Source organism: Paenibacillus sp. J2L1-98 (assembly GCF_056269405.1).
The window spans coordinates 609,623-625,667 of record NZ_JBWDNW010000001.1 but is presented as its reverse complement, the minus strand read 5'-3'; the positions used below and the strand labels follow the sequence as shown (position 1 = coordinate 625,667).

At 52.2% G+C, this 16,045-nt stretch carries 13 protein-coding genes and 1 pseudogene; 13 read left to right on the top strand and 1 reads right to left on the bottom strand.

The features are described from left to right. From AC0YNZ_RS02955 to AC0YNZ_RS02935, 5 genes are all read left to right on the top strand, one after another. Positions 1-783 (top strand): ABC transporter permease, encoded by a 783-nt coding sequence (locus tag AC0YNZ_RS02955; protein ID WP_475825185.1) that lies wholly within the window; start codon positions 1-3, stop codon positions 781-783. A gap of 63 nt (positions 784-846) precedes the next feature. Beyond that, on the top strand, positions 847-1,755 hold the full coding sequence (gene hprK, locus AC0YNZ_RS02950; protein ID WP_475825184.1) for an HPr(Ser) kinase/phosphatase: 909 nt from the start codon (positions 847-849) through the stop codon (positions 1,753-1,755). Between the two features lie 145 nt (positions 1,756-1,900). Further along, positions 1,901-2,353, top strand: coding sequence for a GyrI-like domain-containing protein (locus AC0YNZ_RS02945; RefSeq protein ID WP_110769329.1), 453 nt, complete (start codon positions 1,901-1,903; stop codon positions 2,351-2,353). Between the two features lie 115 nt (positions 2,354-2,468). Then, positions 2,469-3,260 carry a PhzF family phenazine biosynthesis protein gene (locus tag AC0YNZ_RS02940; protein WP_475825495.1) on the top strand — a complete coding sequence of 264 codons (792 nt, stop codon included), beginning with the start codon at positions 2,469-2,471 and terminating at the stop codon, positions 3,258-3,260. Between the two features lie 3 nt (positions 3,261-3,263). Further along, entirely contained in the window at positions 3,264-3,521 is a 258-nt protein-coding gene (locus tag AC0YNZ_RS02935) for a DUF2164 domain-containing protein (RefSeq protein ID WP_475825183.1), read from the top strand. Positions 3,522-3,607: 86 nt separating this feature from the next. Here AC0YNZ_RS02935 and AC0YNZ_RS02930 read toward each other — a convergent pair. Then, a pseudogene (locus AC0YNZ_RS02930) lies at positions 3,608-4,051 on the bottom strand (beta-galactosidase); the annotation flags it as partial. Between the two features lie 282 nt (positions 4,052-4,333). Between AC0YNZ_RS02930 and AC0YNZ_RS02925 the strand changes: the two are divergent. From AC0YNZ_RS02925 to AC0YNZ_RS02890, 8 genes are all read left to right on the top strand, one after another. Further along, a complete protein-coding gene (locus tag AC0YNZ_RS02925; RefSeq protein ID WP_475825494.1) occupies positions 4,334-5,287 on the top strand; it encodes an ABC transporter permease in 954 nt (317 codons plus the stop codon). Positions 5,288-5,316: 29 nt separating this feature from the next. Continuing rightward, positions 5,317-6,201: a carbohydrate ABC transporter permease gene (locus tag AC0YNZ_RS02920; protein ID WP_475825182.1), complete on the top strand. Its 885-nt coding sequence runs from the start codon at positions 5,317-5,319 to the stop codon at positions 6,199-6,201. Positions 6,202-6,289: 88 nt separating this feature from the next. Further along, positions 6,290-7,885, top strand: coding sequence for an extracellular solute-binding protein (locus tag AC0YNZ_RS02915; protein WP_475825181.1), 1,596 nt, complete (start codon positions 6,290-6,292; stop codon positions 7,883-7,885). 203 nt (positions 7,886-8,088) lie between these two features. Further along, the gene (locus tag AC0YNZ_RS02910) at positions 8,089-10,434 is read left to right on the top strand and encodes a helix-turn-helix domain-containing protein (protein ID WP_475825180.1); all 2,346 of its coding nucleotides are present in this window, start codon (positions 8,089-8,091) and stop codon (positions 10,432-10,434) included. 158 nt (positions 10,435-10,592) lie between these two features. Then, positions 10,593-13,181, top strand: a complete 2,589-nt coding sequence (locus AC0YNZ_RS02905) for an exo-rhamnogalacturonan lyase family protein (protein WP_475825493.1) — start codon at positions 10,593-10,595, stop codon at positions 13,179-13,181. After that, on the top strand, positions 13,178-13,867 hold the full coding sequence (locus tag AC0YNZ_RS02900; RefSeq protein WP_475825179.1) for a DUF1961 family protein: 690 nt from the start codon (positions 13,178-13,180) through the stop codon (positions 13,865-13,867). Before AC0YNZ_RS02905 ends, AC0YNZ_RS02900 begins: the two co-directional genes overlap by 4 nt. Positions 13,868-13,907: 40 nt before the next feature. Beyond that, entirely contained in the window at positions 13,908-14,708 is an 801-nt protein-coding gene (locus AC0YNZ_RS02895; protein ID WP_475825178.1) for a polysaccharide deacetylase family protein, read from the top strand. A 33-nt stretch (positions 14,709-14,741) separates the two neighbouring features. Then, positions 14,742-16,007, top strand: coding sequence for a hypothetical protein (locus tag AC0YNZ_RS02890; RefSeq protein ID WP_475825177.1), 1,266 nt, complete (start codon positions 14,742-14,744; stop codon positions 16,005-16,007). Positions 16,008-16,045 lie beyond the last annotated feature (38 nt).

Here is a 16,045-nt window from a genome sequence, read left to right as displayed (position 1 = left end):
ATGAGATTGTACGGAAAATATATATTGATCTTGTTTAAGTCGCAGATGCAGTATCGCACTTCGTTTTGGCTGCTCTCCATCGGGCAATTTCTCGTACCGTTTTCTATATTTGCCGGTTTGTATTTCCTGTTTGAGCGATTCGGGCAAATCAAGGGGTGGGCCTTTCATGAGGTGGCGCTTTGTTTCGCCATTATCCATATGGCGTTTGCCATTAGCGAGTGCTTTGCCCGGGGCTTTGATTCGTTCTCGTCTCTGGTGGGGAATGGCGATTTTGATCGAGTGCTGGTACGTCCGCGCAGCACGGTCCTGCAGGTGCTTGGCTCGAAGTTCGAATTCACTCGTGTGGGACGGCTGCTGCAAAGCGTTATCGTACTTTGCTGGGCGATCAGCCGGCTTTCCTTGGAGTGGACGCTGCTTAAGGTGGTTACCCTCGTCTTTATGGTTGCGAGCGGCGTATTTATTTTTACCGGTATCTTCATGCTGGCCGCAACGATGTGTTTCTGGACGATTCAAGGACTGGAGATCGCTAATATTTTTACCGATGGCGGAAGGGAAATGGCCCAGTATCCGCTAGGTATTTACCAGAAATGGGTCACGCGCTTTTTTACGTTCATCATACCTTTCGGCTGCGTCAACTATTTGCCTTTGCTTTACCTGTTAGATAAAACGTCTGGAAATGATTGGCCGTATATGCTGGCGCCCGCAGCGGGAATCCTCTTCATTTTGCCCTGTCTCCTCGTATGGCGCATCGGGGTTCGTCACTATCGTTCTACGGGCTCGTAGCAGCAGGGAAAAGAGATGCCATGTTGAATATGATTAAAACGACGACAAAGGGGGAACAGCGCATTGAAATCAATAGCAGTAAGTGAGCTTATCAAGCGATTCTCATTAGAGGTGCTGGCGGGAGCCGATCAGCTTGACAGGCCCATTCTGAAAGCGAGAGCTTATCGTCCAGGGCTTGAATTTACCGGTTATTTTGATTTTTTCCCGCAGGAGCATGTACAGATTTTGGGCAGGAAGGAAATTACGTATTTGCACACCTTAACCGAAGATGAGCGAAATCACCATATCGGCAACATCGTTAAATATCATCCGCCCTGCTTCGTCGTCACCGCAGGTCAGGAAGGGCTGAAATATTTGACCAAATATTGCGACCAGGAAGGCATCCCCTTACTGCGTACAAAGGTTCCGACCGCACAATTTCTCGGCATGCTGGATACTTACCTGCTTAATACACTGGCCCCGGAAATGTCGATACACGGCATTTGCCTGAACGTGTCGGGGATAGGCATTTTGCTGCGCGGCAAGTCAGGCATCGGAAAGAGTGAAACCGCCCATACGCTGATCAAACGGGGATCTAGGCTGGTCGCGGACGATATCGTCGTTTTGAAGAAGCTAAGCCCGCAAACGCTGCTCGGCACCCATAACGGGAAGACGAAGGAGTTTCTCGCGCTGCGCAGCATCGGTCTCATTAATGTTGTAAGGCTGTACGGCAGAACGGCTTTTCAGGATGAGACGCGCATCGTTCTGGACATCGAGCTCACCAAGTGGCGGGACAATGAGCTGAACAACGATTTGGAGCTGGAGCCTAAGTTTACACAATATATGGGTGTGCAAATTCCGCATATCGAAATTCAGCTGCAGCCGGGAAGAGATGTTGCGGGATTAATAGAGGCAGCGGCGAACAACTGGTACCTGAAGCAGCAAGGCTATAGCGCGGTCGAAGAGTTCATGAAGCGGCTGGAAAACGAGTAGCGCCCGCCAAGCGGCCTGTACAATTTGCAGCCGGAAGGATTAAAGTTGAAACGACTATCCATATACTAGTAAAGCATGATACACTATGGGCAGAGAAAGCTCATCCTAGCGCAAAAGTCCTGACAGATCCGAAGGAGGAAACCGCGTGGAAAACTGCTCAATCGTATCAAAGCCTGCGCTCCATTTGGCAGGAATTAGCTACTGTGGCCCGTATTCATCCTTTCCGGATGAGGCCATTCGGCTGCAAACCGAGTTTTTGAAGCGCAAGCACGAGCTGAATGACGCTGCCAAATCTACGGTGCTGTACAGTCCTTATTTCGGCAATGAAGTGTTTGCAACTTATTGGGCTTGCTATGAGGTGCAGCATCAAGAGGAGCTGCCACCCGGAATGGTGCAGTTCACGATTCCCGAGCATCGTTACGCGATGGTAGCCTGCTCCAACAAAAGAATCGGCGAAGGGTATGAGCAGCTTCATACTTGGATAAACGAAATGCGGCTAGAGAAGCAAGAAAATGCCGTATCGTTAGAAGTATTTTATATCGACGAGCATCATTTGGAGGAAGAGCCGGTAGAATTGCTTATTCCGCTCAAAGGATAACCTATATAAAGTGCTTGCGCGCAATCGAACGGAGTATGGAATGGATGACATTCGCTCCCGTTTTGCGAAAGCAGGCTCTTTTTTTGTTCAGGGCAAAGAAAGGAAGGATAGAACGATGAGTTATGCGCTGTATATCGTAGATGCTTTTACAAATGAACGCTTCAAAGGCAATCCGGCTGCCGTCTGCTTTTTGGAGCAGCCGCAGGATGAAAGCTGGATGCAGCTGGTTGCGGCAGAGATGAATCTTTCGGAAACGGCTTTCCTTGTGGCTGGGGCGGAGAGCTATCATTTACGGTGGTTTACACCTGAGGCAGAGGTCGATTTATGCGGACATGCGACGCTTGCGAGCGCACATGTATTATGGGAATCGGGCAGGTTGCCCCGTCATGAAACGGCGCGCTTCATGACGAGAAGCGGATTATTAACGGCTACGCTTAGAGGGGATTGGATCGATATGGATTTTCCGGCCGAGCCGCCGGCAGCAGCCGTTGCGCCAGAGGAGCTTGTGCAAGGTTTGGGGCTCATTCCGAGATTCGTCGGCCGCAACCGGATGGATTATTTCGTCGAGGTGGACAGCGAGGCGACGCTTCGTACGCTGCGTCCGGATTTCGGACTGCTTGCCCGGCTGGAAGCCCGCGGTGTCATTGTGACGAGCCGATCATCAGGCTCCCCTTATGACTTCGTGTCACGGGCCTTTTATCCCGGCACGGGCGTCGACGAGGATCCCGTAACGGGCTCAGCTCATTGCGCGCTTGCGCCATATTGGGCAAAGCGGCTTCGCAAAGACGAGCTTGTCGGCTATCAGGCATCGGAGCGCGGCGGCATCGTGAAGGTGAGACCGGATGGCGCGCGGGTTTATTTGTCGGGACAAGCAGTAACCGTTCTTAAGGGACAATTGGAGGGATAACGCATGTTAGTAATGAAACTGCCGAAGGAACAAAAGGATCAGCTGACTTCGAGTATTCAACAGTATTTCGAGCTGGAACGATCGGAGACGATCGGATCGATCGCAGCGGAGCAGCTGATTGATTTTATGATCCAAGAAATTGGGCCGCATGTGTACAATCATGCCATTCAGGACGCGCGCAAAGCCGTACTCGAGAAGATGCAGACGCTCGAGGACGAGCTTTATGCGCTGGAGAAGCGGGTTGTATCGAAACGCGGTTGATACGTTTGCTAGGCGGGACCTTAAAAGCGGATGACCCGGTATTCATAACGTCCAAGCTCTAGCAGGCACGCGGCCGCCTCGCGCGGCTCGAAAACGGCGCTCCGCATCCCAAGCGGTGCGGAAATTCCGAAAGCAACACCCCCGTATCATCATCCATCGGATACATATAGACGGTATCTGCACCTGCTTCTTTCTCCAGCGCCCCAAGCGCGGCATCGGTAGGAATGGTATGCTGCTCTGTACGTCCGCCGGTCAACGGCCCCGCGATCCAGATTCCGCCAGACCCCCAGCACGATTTGGTAGCCGATTGTTGGTTTTCCCCGTGCGCAGAGGACAGAGCCATGCGGCTTCTGTCTCAAGTGCCAGCAGCAGAAGCCGTCTGCGCCAAGTGCGTTGCCACGACGGCTTCTGTTCTCACATATCCGATTGGATGAGGTACTGCGCTGCTTGCCAATGACCCGCTAAAGGACGGGCTCGTCTCCATAATCCAAAAGGTCTCCCCGTTTTATATTTCTCCACAAGTCGCAGTTGTTGGCGTGCACATGATTGTCTCTATTCCGTGAACACCTTCCCTTTCCATCGTGTTTTCTTTTACTGTAAATAAATGGGAAAACGCTTAAAATTGGATTTTTTTGGCGCGCCTTCATTCGTGATTGCGATAGTTTTGCACGCTTTGCACTTTCTTGCCCGGCACCGCAAAAGCCCAGCTGTGCCGGGCACAATAATGTCTAATTGCTGGAAATCATACGCTTCTCGCATAATGGGGTTACATCGCCAGCGAGGCGATAAACGACACCCGGAGGTGAACGATGATGAAGCAGGTTGCAGCTCAAAATCTTAAACGGCCATCTTCCATATATCGGCCGAGCTTGCTGAGCAGGCTGCAAAAGGACAAATGGCTCTACTTTCTGCTGCTGCCAGGCTTGCTCTATTTTTTAATTTTCAAATATGTTCCGATGTGGGGCGTTCTGCTCGCCTTCAAAAACTACCAGCCTTATACGGGCTTCTGGAACAGCGAATGGGTGGGCGTGGAGCATTTCAGATTGTTTTTCTCGAATCCCGAGTTTTTCATGCTGCTGCGCAATACGCTCCTCCTATCCTTTTATAATTTGCTTTTTTTCTTTCCGGCGCCCATCATTTTAGCGATTTTGCTCAATGAGGTGCGGATTGCCATCTTCAAACGATCGGTTCAAACGTTGATTTACGTGCCGCATTTTATTTCGATGGTCATCGTGGCGAGTATGACGTACGTATTTTTGACGACGGCAGGCGGTCCTGTCAATGAGCTGCTCTATGCTTATACGGGGCAAAAAATAGAGTTTCTGGCAAGCCCCGATTGGTTCCGGCCGATCATTATCCTTCAAACCATCTGGAAGGAATGCGGCTGGGGCACGATCATTTTCCTGGCGGCGCTTGCGGCTGTCGACGTGGAGCAGTACGAGGCGGCCATAATGGACGGGGCTAACCGCTGGAAGCAAATCTGGCATATCACGCTTCCGTCGATCAGCAGCACGATCATTATTTTGCTCATTCTGCGAATGGGCAATGTGCTTGAGAACGGCTTTGAGCAAATCTATCTGATGCTTAACCCGCTCAACCGCGAGGCCGCCGAGGTATTCGATACTTACGTCTATATGATGGGGATTACGCAGGGAGCATTCAGCTACAGTACGGCAGTCGGTTTGTTTAAAGCGGTTATCGGCGTCATTCTCGTGCTGGGAAGCAACTACTTAGCCAAAAAATTCGGACAATCCGGACTCTATTAAACGGATAAGCGAGAGAAGGGAGCATCATAGTGGCGAAAACATACAGAACGGTTCCAGGAACGATATTCGACGTGGCCAATTATATTTTTTTGGGCGTATTCGCAATCGCTGCGATTGTCCCGTTTATTTATGTCATCTCGGGCTCGTTTGCAACCGATGCCGAGCTGACGAAGCGAGCGGTGTTTCTCATTCCGGAAACGTTTTCCTTGGCAGCGTACGAATTTATATTTTCAACCAATACGATTATGAAAAGCATCGGCGTATCGATGTACGTCACCATTCTCGGTACGGCGGTCAATTTATTCTTTACCGTAACGATGGCTTACCCGCTCGCCCGGCGCAGCCTGATGGGCCGCAATACGGTGCTTAACCTCGTCGTCTTCTCGATGCTGTTCGGGGGCGGGATGATACCGACCTATCTCGTCATCCGCGAGCTGGCGCTGCTGGATTCCTACTGGGCGCTTATTTTGCCCGGAGCAGTTAGCGCATTTAATTTGATTATCGTCAAGAACTTTTTCCAGGAGCTTCCGCCAGGATTAGAAGAGGCGGCAAAAATGGACGGCTGCACGGAGCTCGGCTTGTTGTGGAGAATCGTTCTTCCGCTCTCAAAGCCGGTGCTTGCAACCTTTACGCTGTTTTATGCGGTAGGGCATTGGAATGATTTCTTTGCCGCGCTGCTCTATATCAATAACCCGGAGAAGTGGCCGCTTCAGGTACTGCTCCGCCAAATCGTGCTGCTGTCGCAGGCAGCTGCAGGAGATTTGAACGCGATGGATCCAAATTTCGTCAAGCCGCCGGATCAATCGGTCAAAATGGCCGTTATCGTTGTCGGCACCGTTCCGATTTTGCTCGTCTACCCGTTCCTCCAGAAGCATTTTGCCAAAGGTGTCCTGATTGGATCCATCAAGGGCTAACTGCGGTAACATTCGCCTGCCGGACAGCAGCTTGACCGCTGGCAGACGATTTTACGATATAATACAACTATCTAAGGGAGGTACATGCATGAAAGGAAATCGAAACAAAGTGAATAAATGGGCTTCGCTGCTGCTGGCCGGCACGCTTGCTGCGGGTACGCTTATCGGATGTACGCAGCAAAACGACGGAGCAAATAACGGGGGGCCGGGCACGGCGTCGCCAGATGCGGCACCGGCGAATACAGGCGGCAAAGCGGAAACGCCGCTCAAGCTCAACATCATGCTGCCGATTTTCAAAACGAATTATCCGAAGGACGATAGTCCGGTCGCAGCAGAGCTCGAGAAGAGCACGAACACGGACATTCATTTCGAGTGGGTGCCGAATGCTTCATATGTGGACAAATTTAACATTACGCTTGCGTCTGGCAAGCTTCCGGCCATCATGTATGTACCCGATGTGAAATCGCCCAGCTTCGTGAATGCCGCCAAATCAGGCGCATTTTGGGAGCTCGGCAGCTATTTGAAGGATTATCCGAATCTTAGCGGCGCTAATCCGGTCATCTTAAACAATTCCTCCATAGAAGGAAAAAACTATGGCATTTATCGCGGCCGCGCCCTTGGGCGAAACGGCGTTTATTACAGAAAGGACTGGCTCGACAACGTAGGCTTGCCCGTACCGGAGACAATTGATGACTTTTACAACATGTTGAAAGCGTTTAAAGAGCAGGATCCGGACAAAAACGGCAAGCCGGACACATACGGACTGGTGCTTGTGAAATGGACAGGAGGCTGGGCGAGCGGCTTCGACAACATTAAACTTTGGTTCGGCGCACCCAATAAATGGGGAGAAGTGGACGGCAAGCTCGTGCCGGACCACTTGACGCCGGAATATTTCGAGGCGTTAAAATTTATGAAAAAGCTTTATGACGAGAAGCTCATTAATCAGGATTTCGCCATTATGGATTCCGCGAAATGGACCGATCCGCTCGTGAACAATCAAGCTGGAGTTATTATAGACGTCGTGGATGGCGCGGCCCGCGTCGACGACAAAATTCACGCTGCGCTGGCTGCTGCAGGAAAGGATCAGCCGGATGTTCATTTCGTGGACGTGTTCGGCGGCGTGAAGGATGCTGCCGGCGTGCTGCATACGCTGCCGACCTCCGGATTTGCCGGCATGCTGGCCATTCCAAAATCGGCGGTAAAGACGGAGGAGGAGCTGAAGCGCGTTTTGACGTTCATCGATCAGCTTAATGCGCCGGAATTGCAGACGATGCTCGGCTATGGCTTGGAAGGCAAGCATCATACGATTGAAGAGGATTCGGTTGTAGTCAGCAAGGATACGGTGCTTATGGAATCCGAGGTGGAGGGTCTCAATCAAATGCTCACCTTTATTCCTGAGGACCGCGCCAAAAAAGTGAAGCAGACACCGCTGAGGCTGAAGCAAACGGAGCTGCAGAAGGAGAATGTGAAGTATATCGTTACCAATCCTGCGGAACCGTTCATATCTAAGGTATACACGGAGAAAGGGGCGCAGCTGGATAACATTCTCAATGACGCCCGCATTAAATTTATCGTTGGACAGCTGGACGAAGCGGGCTTCACGGCAGCACTCGAGCTGTGGAAGAAGAGCGGCGGCGATGATCTGATCAAAGAAATGAATGAGCTGTACGCAGCCGGCAAATAAATCAGCAGTATACAATAGGCAGAGCCCGTTTGCGACAAAACGGGTCTTCTGTCTATTGCCGTAGTTCTACGGAATGATAGAAATACTGAAAAAAGGACTTGTTCATTTCCCCGATGCGATATATTCTTGGACAATAGAATTGAATGCGTTTACATAAGCGGTTGAGGTTTGAAAAATACATATCTGATTCGGTTGGTGAGAATATGCTAAAGGAAATGAACTTGAAGCTCGTGCTCAGCAAAAAAGGAAAAAGCGGAGCGAAAGGTCGCTTTTACCGGAAAAGCTTAATTATGATTCTTATCGTAGCCAGCATACCGGGGCTTATTACAGGCGCGCTCGTTTACGGGATAGCAGGCGGGCGGCTGGAAAGCGAGCTGCTGCAATTGCACAACAAGCAGATCGAACAGAGGGCTCGGAACATAGACACGCAATTAACGAATTTGGAGCTGACATTATCCCATTGGGCGTTTGATTCCAAATTCGATTACAGCCTCGAAAGCCGTAACTTTATTCAAGACTTCGAGAAGGCGAGGGACATTACGAAGACGCTGCTCGTTATGCAGGGCTCGAATACGATTAACAAGCTGGTTGAGCTATACCTCGGAGGGGATGAGCAGCCCGTCTTGTTCGATCCTGAGTATGCGCCGCTTTCGGCTAAGCCGGCTCAAGACCTTTATGAGGATCTGCTGCGGTCGGATAAAGTAACTTATTGGACCGAAGCGGCGTTTGATCCGCAGCGTCCTCAGGCGAAGGAACTGACGCTGGTTCACCATATACCCGGTGGGAGCTTAAAGCCGTTTGGGGCGCTGCTTATCCGTCTGGATAACGAGAAAGTGGGGGACATGCTGCGTTCGATGACTCCCTATGACGGCGGTGAAACGTTTTTTCTGCAGGATAACGGCAAGCTGTTTGCCTCTGCAGGCGGAAACGGTATTGAATCGCCCTTCGTTGCTGCTTTAAGAGAAGAGATAGCGGCTAAGGACCGTGACGAGGGCTCCTTCTTCTTCGATTGGAGCGGATCTACCTTTACCGTTACGTATGGCAAGTTCTCAAGAATTTCGGACAGCTGGACCTATGTCTCGGCTTCTCCGATTACGAGCATTACGGCGCCTGTCGTCTTCATATCCAAAATCATTTTTACGGTCAGTCTTAGCGCTTTGCTGCTGGCTGCTCTGCTTGCATGGTTTGCGTCGCGTACGATTTACTCGCCCGTCAATCGGCTGTTGACTGTGCTTATGGCGGGCAAATCGCTGCCGCAGGAAAACGGGGACGAGTTCTCGCTCATCGAGCGGCAATGGCATAACTTGAACAGGGAAAGCACAGAGCTCCATTCCAAGCTCTCGGAGCAGCTCCCTTACGTGAAGGAAAGCTTCCTGCATCAGCTGCTGCAAGGCTATTTGTATGCGTATTCGGAAGAGGATTTGCTTGGAAGGATGGAGCGCTACAAGTGGAAGGTGGATAACCACCGGTTTATCGTCATTTATATGCAATTGACAGGAATGACCAGCCTTGAAGGGAAATTCAAATACGGGGATGAGGGGCTTGTCACATTTGCTGCGGTCAATATGATCGAGGAGTTCGCGGCTCAGCATTTTGAGCAAAGCAAAACGATTAATTTCCATGATCTTTCGGCAGGACTGCTGCTGATCGTACCGAAGGACGGCTCGTACGCTTCGGAGCTACAGGCTTTTGGCGGGGAGCTGACGCATGCGGTCAATCATATTTTGAACATGCGCCTTACGATTGCCATAAGCGAGCCTGCAGATGCGGTTTCGAATATCCCTTTATCGTTTGAAGAGACGAAGCATGCGGCAAGCCAGCGGAATTTCGGCAACGAAAATCAGCTGATCGATATCGGACAGCTGCATGCCCGCGGAGACGGGAGCGAGGAGCCGCAATATCCGTTTACGCTGGAGCGGGAATTCATTCAGGCGCTGCGAACCGGACAGGCGGCGGATGCTGGCGAGCTGTTGCGCGCTTTTCTCGATACGCTGTCGTGCAAAGGGGCAAAGGCGGTCGATGTACAGCAGGGGATGCTGCATCTGCTCGGAAGCGTTCAGCATGCCATTATGGTTTCCGGGATACAGCCGACCCGTCTGTTCAAATGCGTGAATATGTATGAGCAGCTTTCGCAAATACGGGAGCCGCAGCTTATTTTGAGCTGGTTCCAAGACCGCGTTTGCGAACCGTTTCTGAAGGAGCTTGGCGGGCGTTCCGATTCTCAGGTGAAGAGGCTGATCGAGCAGGCGATGATTTATTTGCAGCAAAATTATATGAAGGATATTTCGCTCGACAATTGTGCCGATCATATCGGCACGAATCCGTTTTTCTTGAGCAAATCGTTCAAGCAGGTGACCGGCAAAAACTTTATCGATTATTTGACCGGGCTCCGCATGGATAAGGCGAAGGAGCTGCTCCGGGAATCCGGTCTCAAAATTAATGATGTCGCCGAGCAGGTCGGCTATCAGCACAGCTACTTCAACCGGATATTCAAAAAGCTGGAGGGCATGACACCAAGCAGGTATCGCGAGCTAAGCCAAGCGGAATAAGCGGCTTAAGCCGCCGTCAATAAAGTGCTAATCCGTTAAAAATGTGCAAGTCTAACGAAATCCGCAATCAATAATGTCTAATTGATTGCAAATGACAGCCTCTGTACGATGCAGGTATGCGTGATGCTAACCTGCAATTCAAAGGAGGCTTTTTAATGATGTTATCAACAAGTTCCGTTAAGCTGCGATGGTTGAACCATTCGGAAACTGAACCGGTCGGGTTAACCTTCGGCATTCCGTGGAAGGAAGGGGACTTGCGGCGTGAGGATGCACTTGCACTGCATCATAAAGGCGGCGGACAGAAAGTCGCTATGCAAAGCTGGCCAACCGCTTTTTGGCCCGACGGCAGCGTCAAATGGTCCGCGCATGCAGCGGCTTCCTTGACTTCCGCGCCTGACGGCTACGAGGTTGTCAATGGGAATGGCGCTGAAGCGGCTCATGCGGTCACCGTGAAGGAAACCGATGAATCCATAGTGCTGGATACGGGCGTTATATCGTTAGTCGTACCAAAGCAAGGAGAGAAGATCATTGACCGTATCCTCCGAAACGGCGCCTTGCTGTGCAGCGGAGGCAAGCTTGTATCGGTCAAGGAAGGACGCAGCTCCGTCTCCGGCGTTAAAACCATTCGCGAGGAAAGCTTTACATGCCGCCTGCATAAGGTGACCATCGAGCAAAGCGGACCGGTTAGGGCGGTCGTCAAGCTGGTGGGGAAGCATCGCTCCGATTCCGGAACGAGGGAATGGCTGCCGATTACACTGCGATTATATGTATATGCGGGTCTTGAAACGATACGTATCGTACACAGTTTCCATTACGACGGAAATCCGCATTCGGATTTTATCAAAGCGTTAGGCATAGCCTTCACCGTTCCGATGAAAGGACCGTTATACAACCGCCATGTCCGGTTTGCGGGGGACAGCGGTTTTTTTAGCGAATCGCCGAAAACGCTGCACACCCGCCGGACAAAGGGCAAATACAGGGAGCTCTTCGAGCGGCAGACCAAAGGGGATTCCGTCGATTTCGACGCTGAGGAAGACCGTTATTTTCTGGGACTGCTGGATGATTCGGCAGTATGGGATGATTTCAAGCTGGTGCAGCGCTCAGCCGATCATTACGGGGTATGGAAGCGGACGAAGGAGGAATGCTGCTGGATCAAGGCGGCCGAGGGACGAAGAGCAGGCGGCCTCGGTTATGTCGGCAGCGAAGGCGGAGGCTTGGCGGCCGGCTTGCGGAGCTTCTGGGAGAAGCATCCCTCCGGTCTGGAAATTGGCGGAACAGCTGCGCAGGAGGCGAAGCTTACCGTTTGGTTCTGGTCGCCGGACGGTGATGCAATGGATCTTCGGCACTATGATACAGAGACGCATGTGGAGTCGTCCTACGAAGGAGCGGAGGAGCTGCGGGCAACCCCGTACGGCATTGCCAATACAAGCGAGCTGACGCTTTGGTGCACCTCGGAAACGCCGGGACCGCAGCGGCTGCAAACGATGCGCGAGCAAGTCGGATCGCCGCCGATGCTCGTTTGCGAGCCTGATTACCTGCATGAGACACGCGCATTCGGCTTGTGGGGATTGCCGGATCGCAGCACGCCGGCGAAGACGTATTTGGAGGATAAGCTGGAGGGCATCGTGGCCTTCTACCAGTCGGAGGTCGAACAGCGGAGGTGGTACGGCTTCTGGGATTACGGCGACTTCATGCATAGCTATGATCCGGTCAGACATGTATGGAATTATGATCTGGGCGGCTGCGCTTGGCAAAATACGGAGCTTGCTCCGAATATGTGGCTGTGGGTAATGTTTCTGCGGTCGGGCCGGGAGGACGTATTCCGGCTTGCCGAAGCGATGACGCGGCATACGAGCGAGGTCGATGTCTATCATTTCGGCGAATATGCGGGGCTCGGCTCCAGGCATAATGTCGTTCATTGGGGCTGCGGGTGCAAGGAGGCGCGGATCGCTATGGCCGGCCTGCACCGCTACTATTACTATTTGACCGCTGATGAGCGAATTGGCGATCTTATGGATGAGGTGAAGGATGCGGATTTCTCAACCGTTAACCTAGATCCGATGCGCGCTTATTTTCCGAAGGACGAGCACAAGACGCATATCCGGATCGGACCGGATTGGGCGGCTTTTAGCTCGAACTGGATGACCAGATGGGAGCGCTTCGAGGATCAGACGTACCGGGACAAAATTGTTGTGGGCATCGATTGCGTCAAGCAAGCTAAATTCGGGCTTATTTCCGGGCCGACCTACGGCTATGATCCCGAGACCGGAATACTGACCCCGCTCGGCGACGATAATTGGGGACGTCATTTAGCGGTAAGCATGGGTGCGCCGCAGGTATGGTTCGAACTGGCAGCCATGCTTAAGGACCCGGAATGGGAAGCGAGGATGGCCGAATTCGGCGTGTTTTATAACCGGTCACAAGCGGAGAAGGACCTTATTACAGGCGGGGAGATCAAAGACAGCAACTTCGCGCATCCGGTGCTTAGCATGGCAATTTCGGCGTTCGGAGCCAACTTTAAACAGGATGCTGCTACTGCGAAGCATACTTGGAGGGTGCTGCTGCAAAATCCATTTGCGCGAATGCCGCTTCAGGAGGAAGTATCAACCGTTACGTATGTCGGTGAATTGAAGGAAATTGATTGGATAAATACGAATGAAGCGGCGCAATGGTCGTTGAACACAATCATCAGCTTGGAGCTGATAGCCGAATGGCTGCCTGAACTATTCGCAGAGGCTATGCCATGATATCGCCGGAATGGAGACTGCTTTACAGCAATCCGCTGAAGTCGCTGGAAGATGTGAAGCATTTTCGGGTGGAAGGAGAAGCGGTCATGACGTTCCCCGCGGGACGGATGCGCCTGGAGAGCGCGCGCGAGCCGGACGGGGGGCAGCAAGCGAATTTTGTGATGTGGTGCCCGGAGAGCTTTCCGGCAGACCTTGCAGTGGCATGGGAATTTAGGCCGATTCGGGAGCCTGGCCTCGCCATACTTTTTTTCGCGGCAGAAGGTGTAAACGGCATTGATTTGTTCGATACGGCGCTTGCGACGCGCACGGGCGAGTACGAGCAATATCATCACGGGGACATAGATGCCTTTCATCTCTCGTATTACCGCAGGCGCTGGCCGGATGAGCGGGAATTTCATACCTGCAATTTGCGGAAGAGCTACGGCTTTCACTTAGCCGCACAAGGTGCGGACCCGCTGCCTTCGGTCGCGGATTGTAAAGGCTTCTATCGGATGCTGCTTCAGAAGCGGGGACCGCGCATTGATTTTTCGATCAACGGGCTTCCCGTGCTGTCCTGGGTCGATGACGGGGCAACCTTTGGCCCGATACTCGGAGCGGGAAAGATCGGATTTCGGCAAATGTCGCCATTCATAGCGGAGTATGCGAACTTGAACGTTTACGGACCCGCGGATCTGGAACAAGGATGAGCGCAGCAGATAGCTGCTGCACAGGAAGGAGAAGGAGTTTATGCCGAAAATATTAATATGCTACCCGGAAGGCAAGCATAAGGCGTTAACGATGAGCTATGACGATGGCATGACGGCGGACAGAAAACTCGTGTCCATCTTCAACCGTTATGGCATTAAAGGATCATTCCATTTGAATGCAGGTTTGTTCGGCACGGGTAACCGGTTGACGGAAGAAGAAGCGGCAGCTCTGTATGAAGGACATGAGGTATCCGCTCATACGCTTACTCATCCGACGATTGCGCGCTGCCCGAAGGAACAAATCGTCCATGAAGTGATGGAGGACCGAAAAAGACTGGAACAACTTGCAGGCTATTCCGTACGCGGGATGTCTTACCCGAACGGATCATTTAACGAAGAAATTAAACGGATGCTTCCCGCTTTGGGAATCGAATACGCACGGGTCGTGCAAACGACGGGAGGCTTCTCTATGCCTGATGATTGGCATGAATGGAAGCCTACCTGCCATCATAACGACCGCTTGCTAGAGCGCGCGGAGACGTTCGTCGGTCTGCACAAAACGCAATATTTGTATTTGATGTACGTATGGGGACATAGCTATGAGTTTGATAACGACGGTAACTGGGAACTTATCCAACGTTTTTGCGAGCTGACCTCTGGCCAAGACAACATATGGTACGCTACGAACCTGCAGATCGTGGATTATATGAAAGCGTACAGTCAGCTGAAGTTTTCCGCGGATCTCAGCTTCGTATATAACCCGTCGGCAGCTAGTGTATGGCTAAGCGTCGACGGCGGCATCGTCGAAGTGAAAGGCGGCAGCCAAATGAGCTTCGCATAAGGAAGCCAGCCTTAGAGTTTAGGAGGGAAAACGATGAAGGAAGAGGCAATGGATGCAATACAACTGGGGAAAATCGACATCAGCACTGCGGGGCCGCGCTGCAAGATGCTGCTCGGTGATTTGAACGGAGATGGCCGGATGGAGCTGCTGCTCGTGCAGTCTGATAACCGGCAGGATGTTCGTTATATCCCTCATCAGGTACAAAGCATGACCGCCTTCGACCTTGAAGGCCAATTGCTGTGGCAGAGAGGAGCTCCGAATCCGGAGGCAGGCAGCCAAGGCTCCGACTATCCGGCCCAAATCTACGACATAGACGGCGATGGCAGGCTGGAGGTTTTATGCGTAATGGACGATCAGTTTCATATTATCGACGGGGCAAGCGGTGAGGTGAAGGAAACGTATCCGCTCCCTGATCCGCATGCCCATGACTGTATCATTATTGCGAATTTGTCCGATAACGGCCGGGCGTCCGATATTATTTTGAAGGACCGCTATCATAAAATGTGGGCGATGAACCGGCAATTTCAGCTGCTGTGGACGCATGAGGGAAATCCGGGCCATTTTCCTTGGGTCTACGATATGAACGGAGACGGCAAGGACGAGGTGATGGCAGGTTATGATCTGCTCGACCCGCAAGGAAGGCTGCTATGGAGCTGCAGAGATTTGGAAGATCATGCGGACTGTATTTGGGTAGGGGACGTGAACGGTGACGGTGTACCCGAGCTCGTTATCGGGGGAAGTGTGACCGTCATGTACGACCGGGACGGCAGGGAGCTGTGGCGGCATGAAGGATCGGTCGAGTCCCAGCATATCGCGCTTGGGCGGTTTCGCCGCGACCTGCCCGGTATGCAGATCGCGGGTTTGGATCGTCTCGTTCGCGAGGATGACGGTCTTGGGCGGAAAGGAAAGGATGCTTTGTTTCTGCTCGATTCGGAAGGACGGGAGCTTTGGAAGGAAGACCGCAGAACGGACGGCTGGCTGACGATCATCGAGACTTTGCAGAACTGGAAACCGGGCGCGCCTGATTACATACTCGCTTACCGGAGGGGCGGGGGCGTGTATCCGACTTTATACGACGGGTGGATGAACGAGGTCGTCCGCTTTCCGTCGGACGGTTACGCTGTTCATGCGGATTTGCTCGGCAGAGGGACAGAGCAGGTCGTTATTTATAATGATTTTACCGCCACGGTCTATTCCAGCCGGTCTGTTGATATAAGCGGGATCTCTTCCGGCGGAAAGCAGCTGCCGCAGCCGAAGCGCCTCTACAGCTCGACGCTGTATCCTGGAGGCGAAGTCTGACAAAGCGGCTGCGTGATTAAGATGAGCCTGACAGTCAT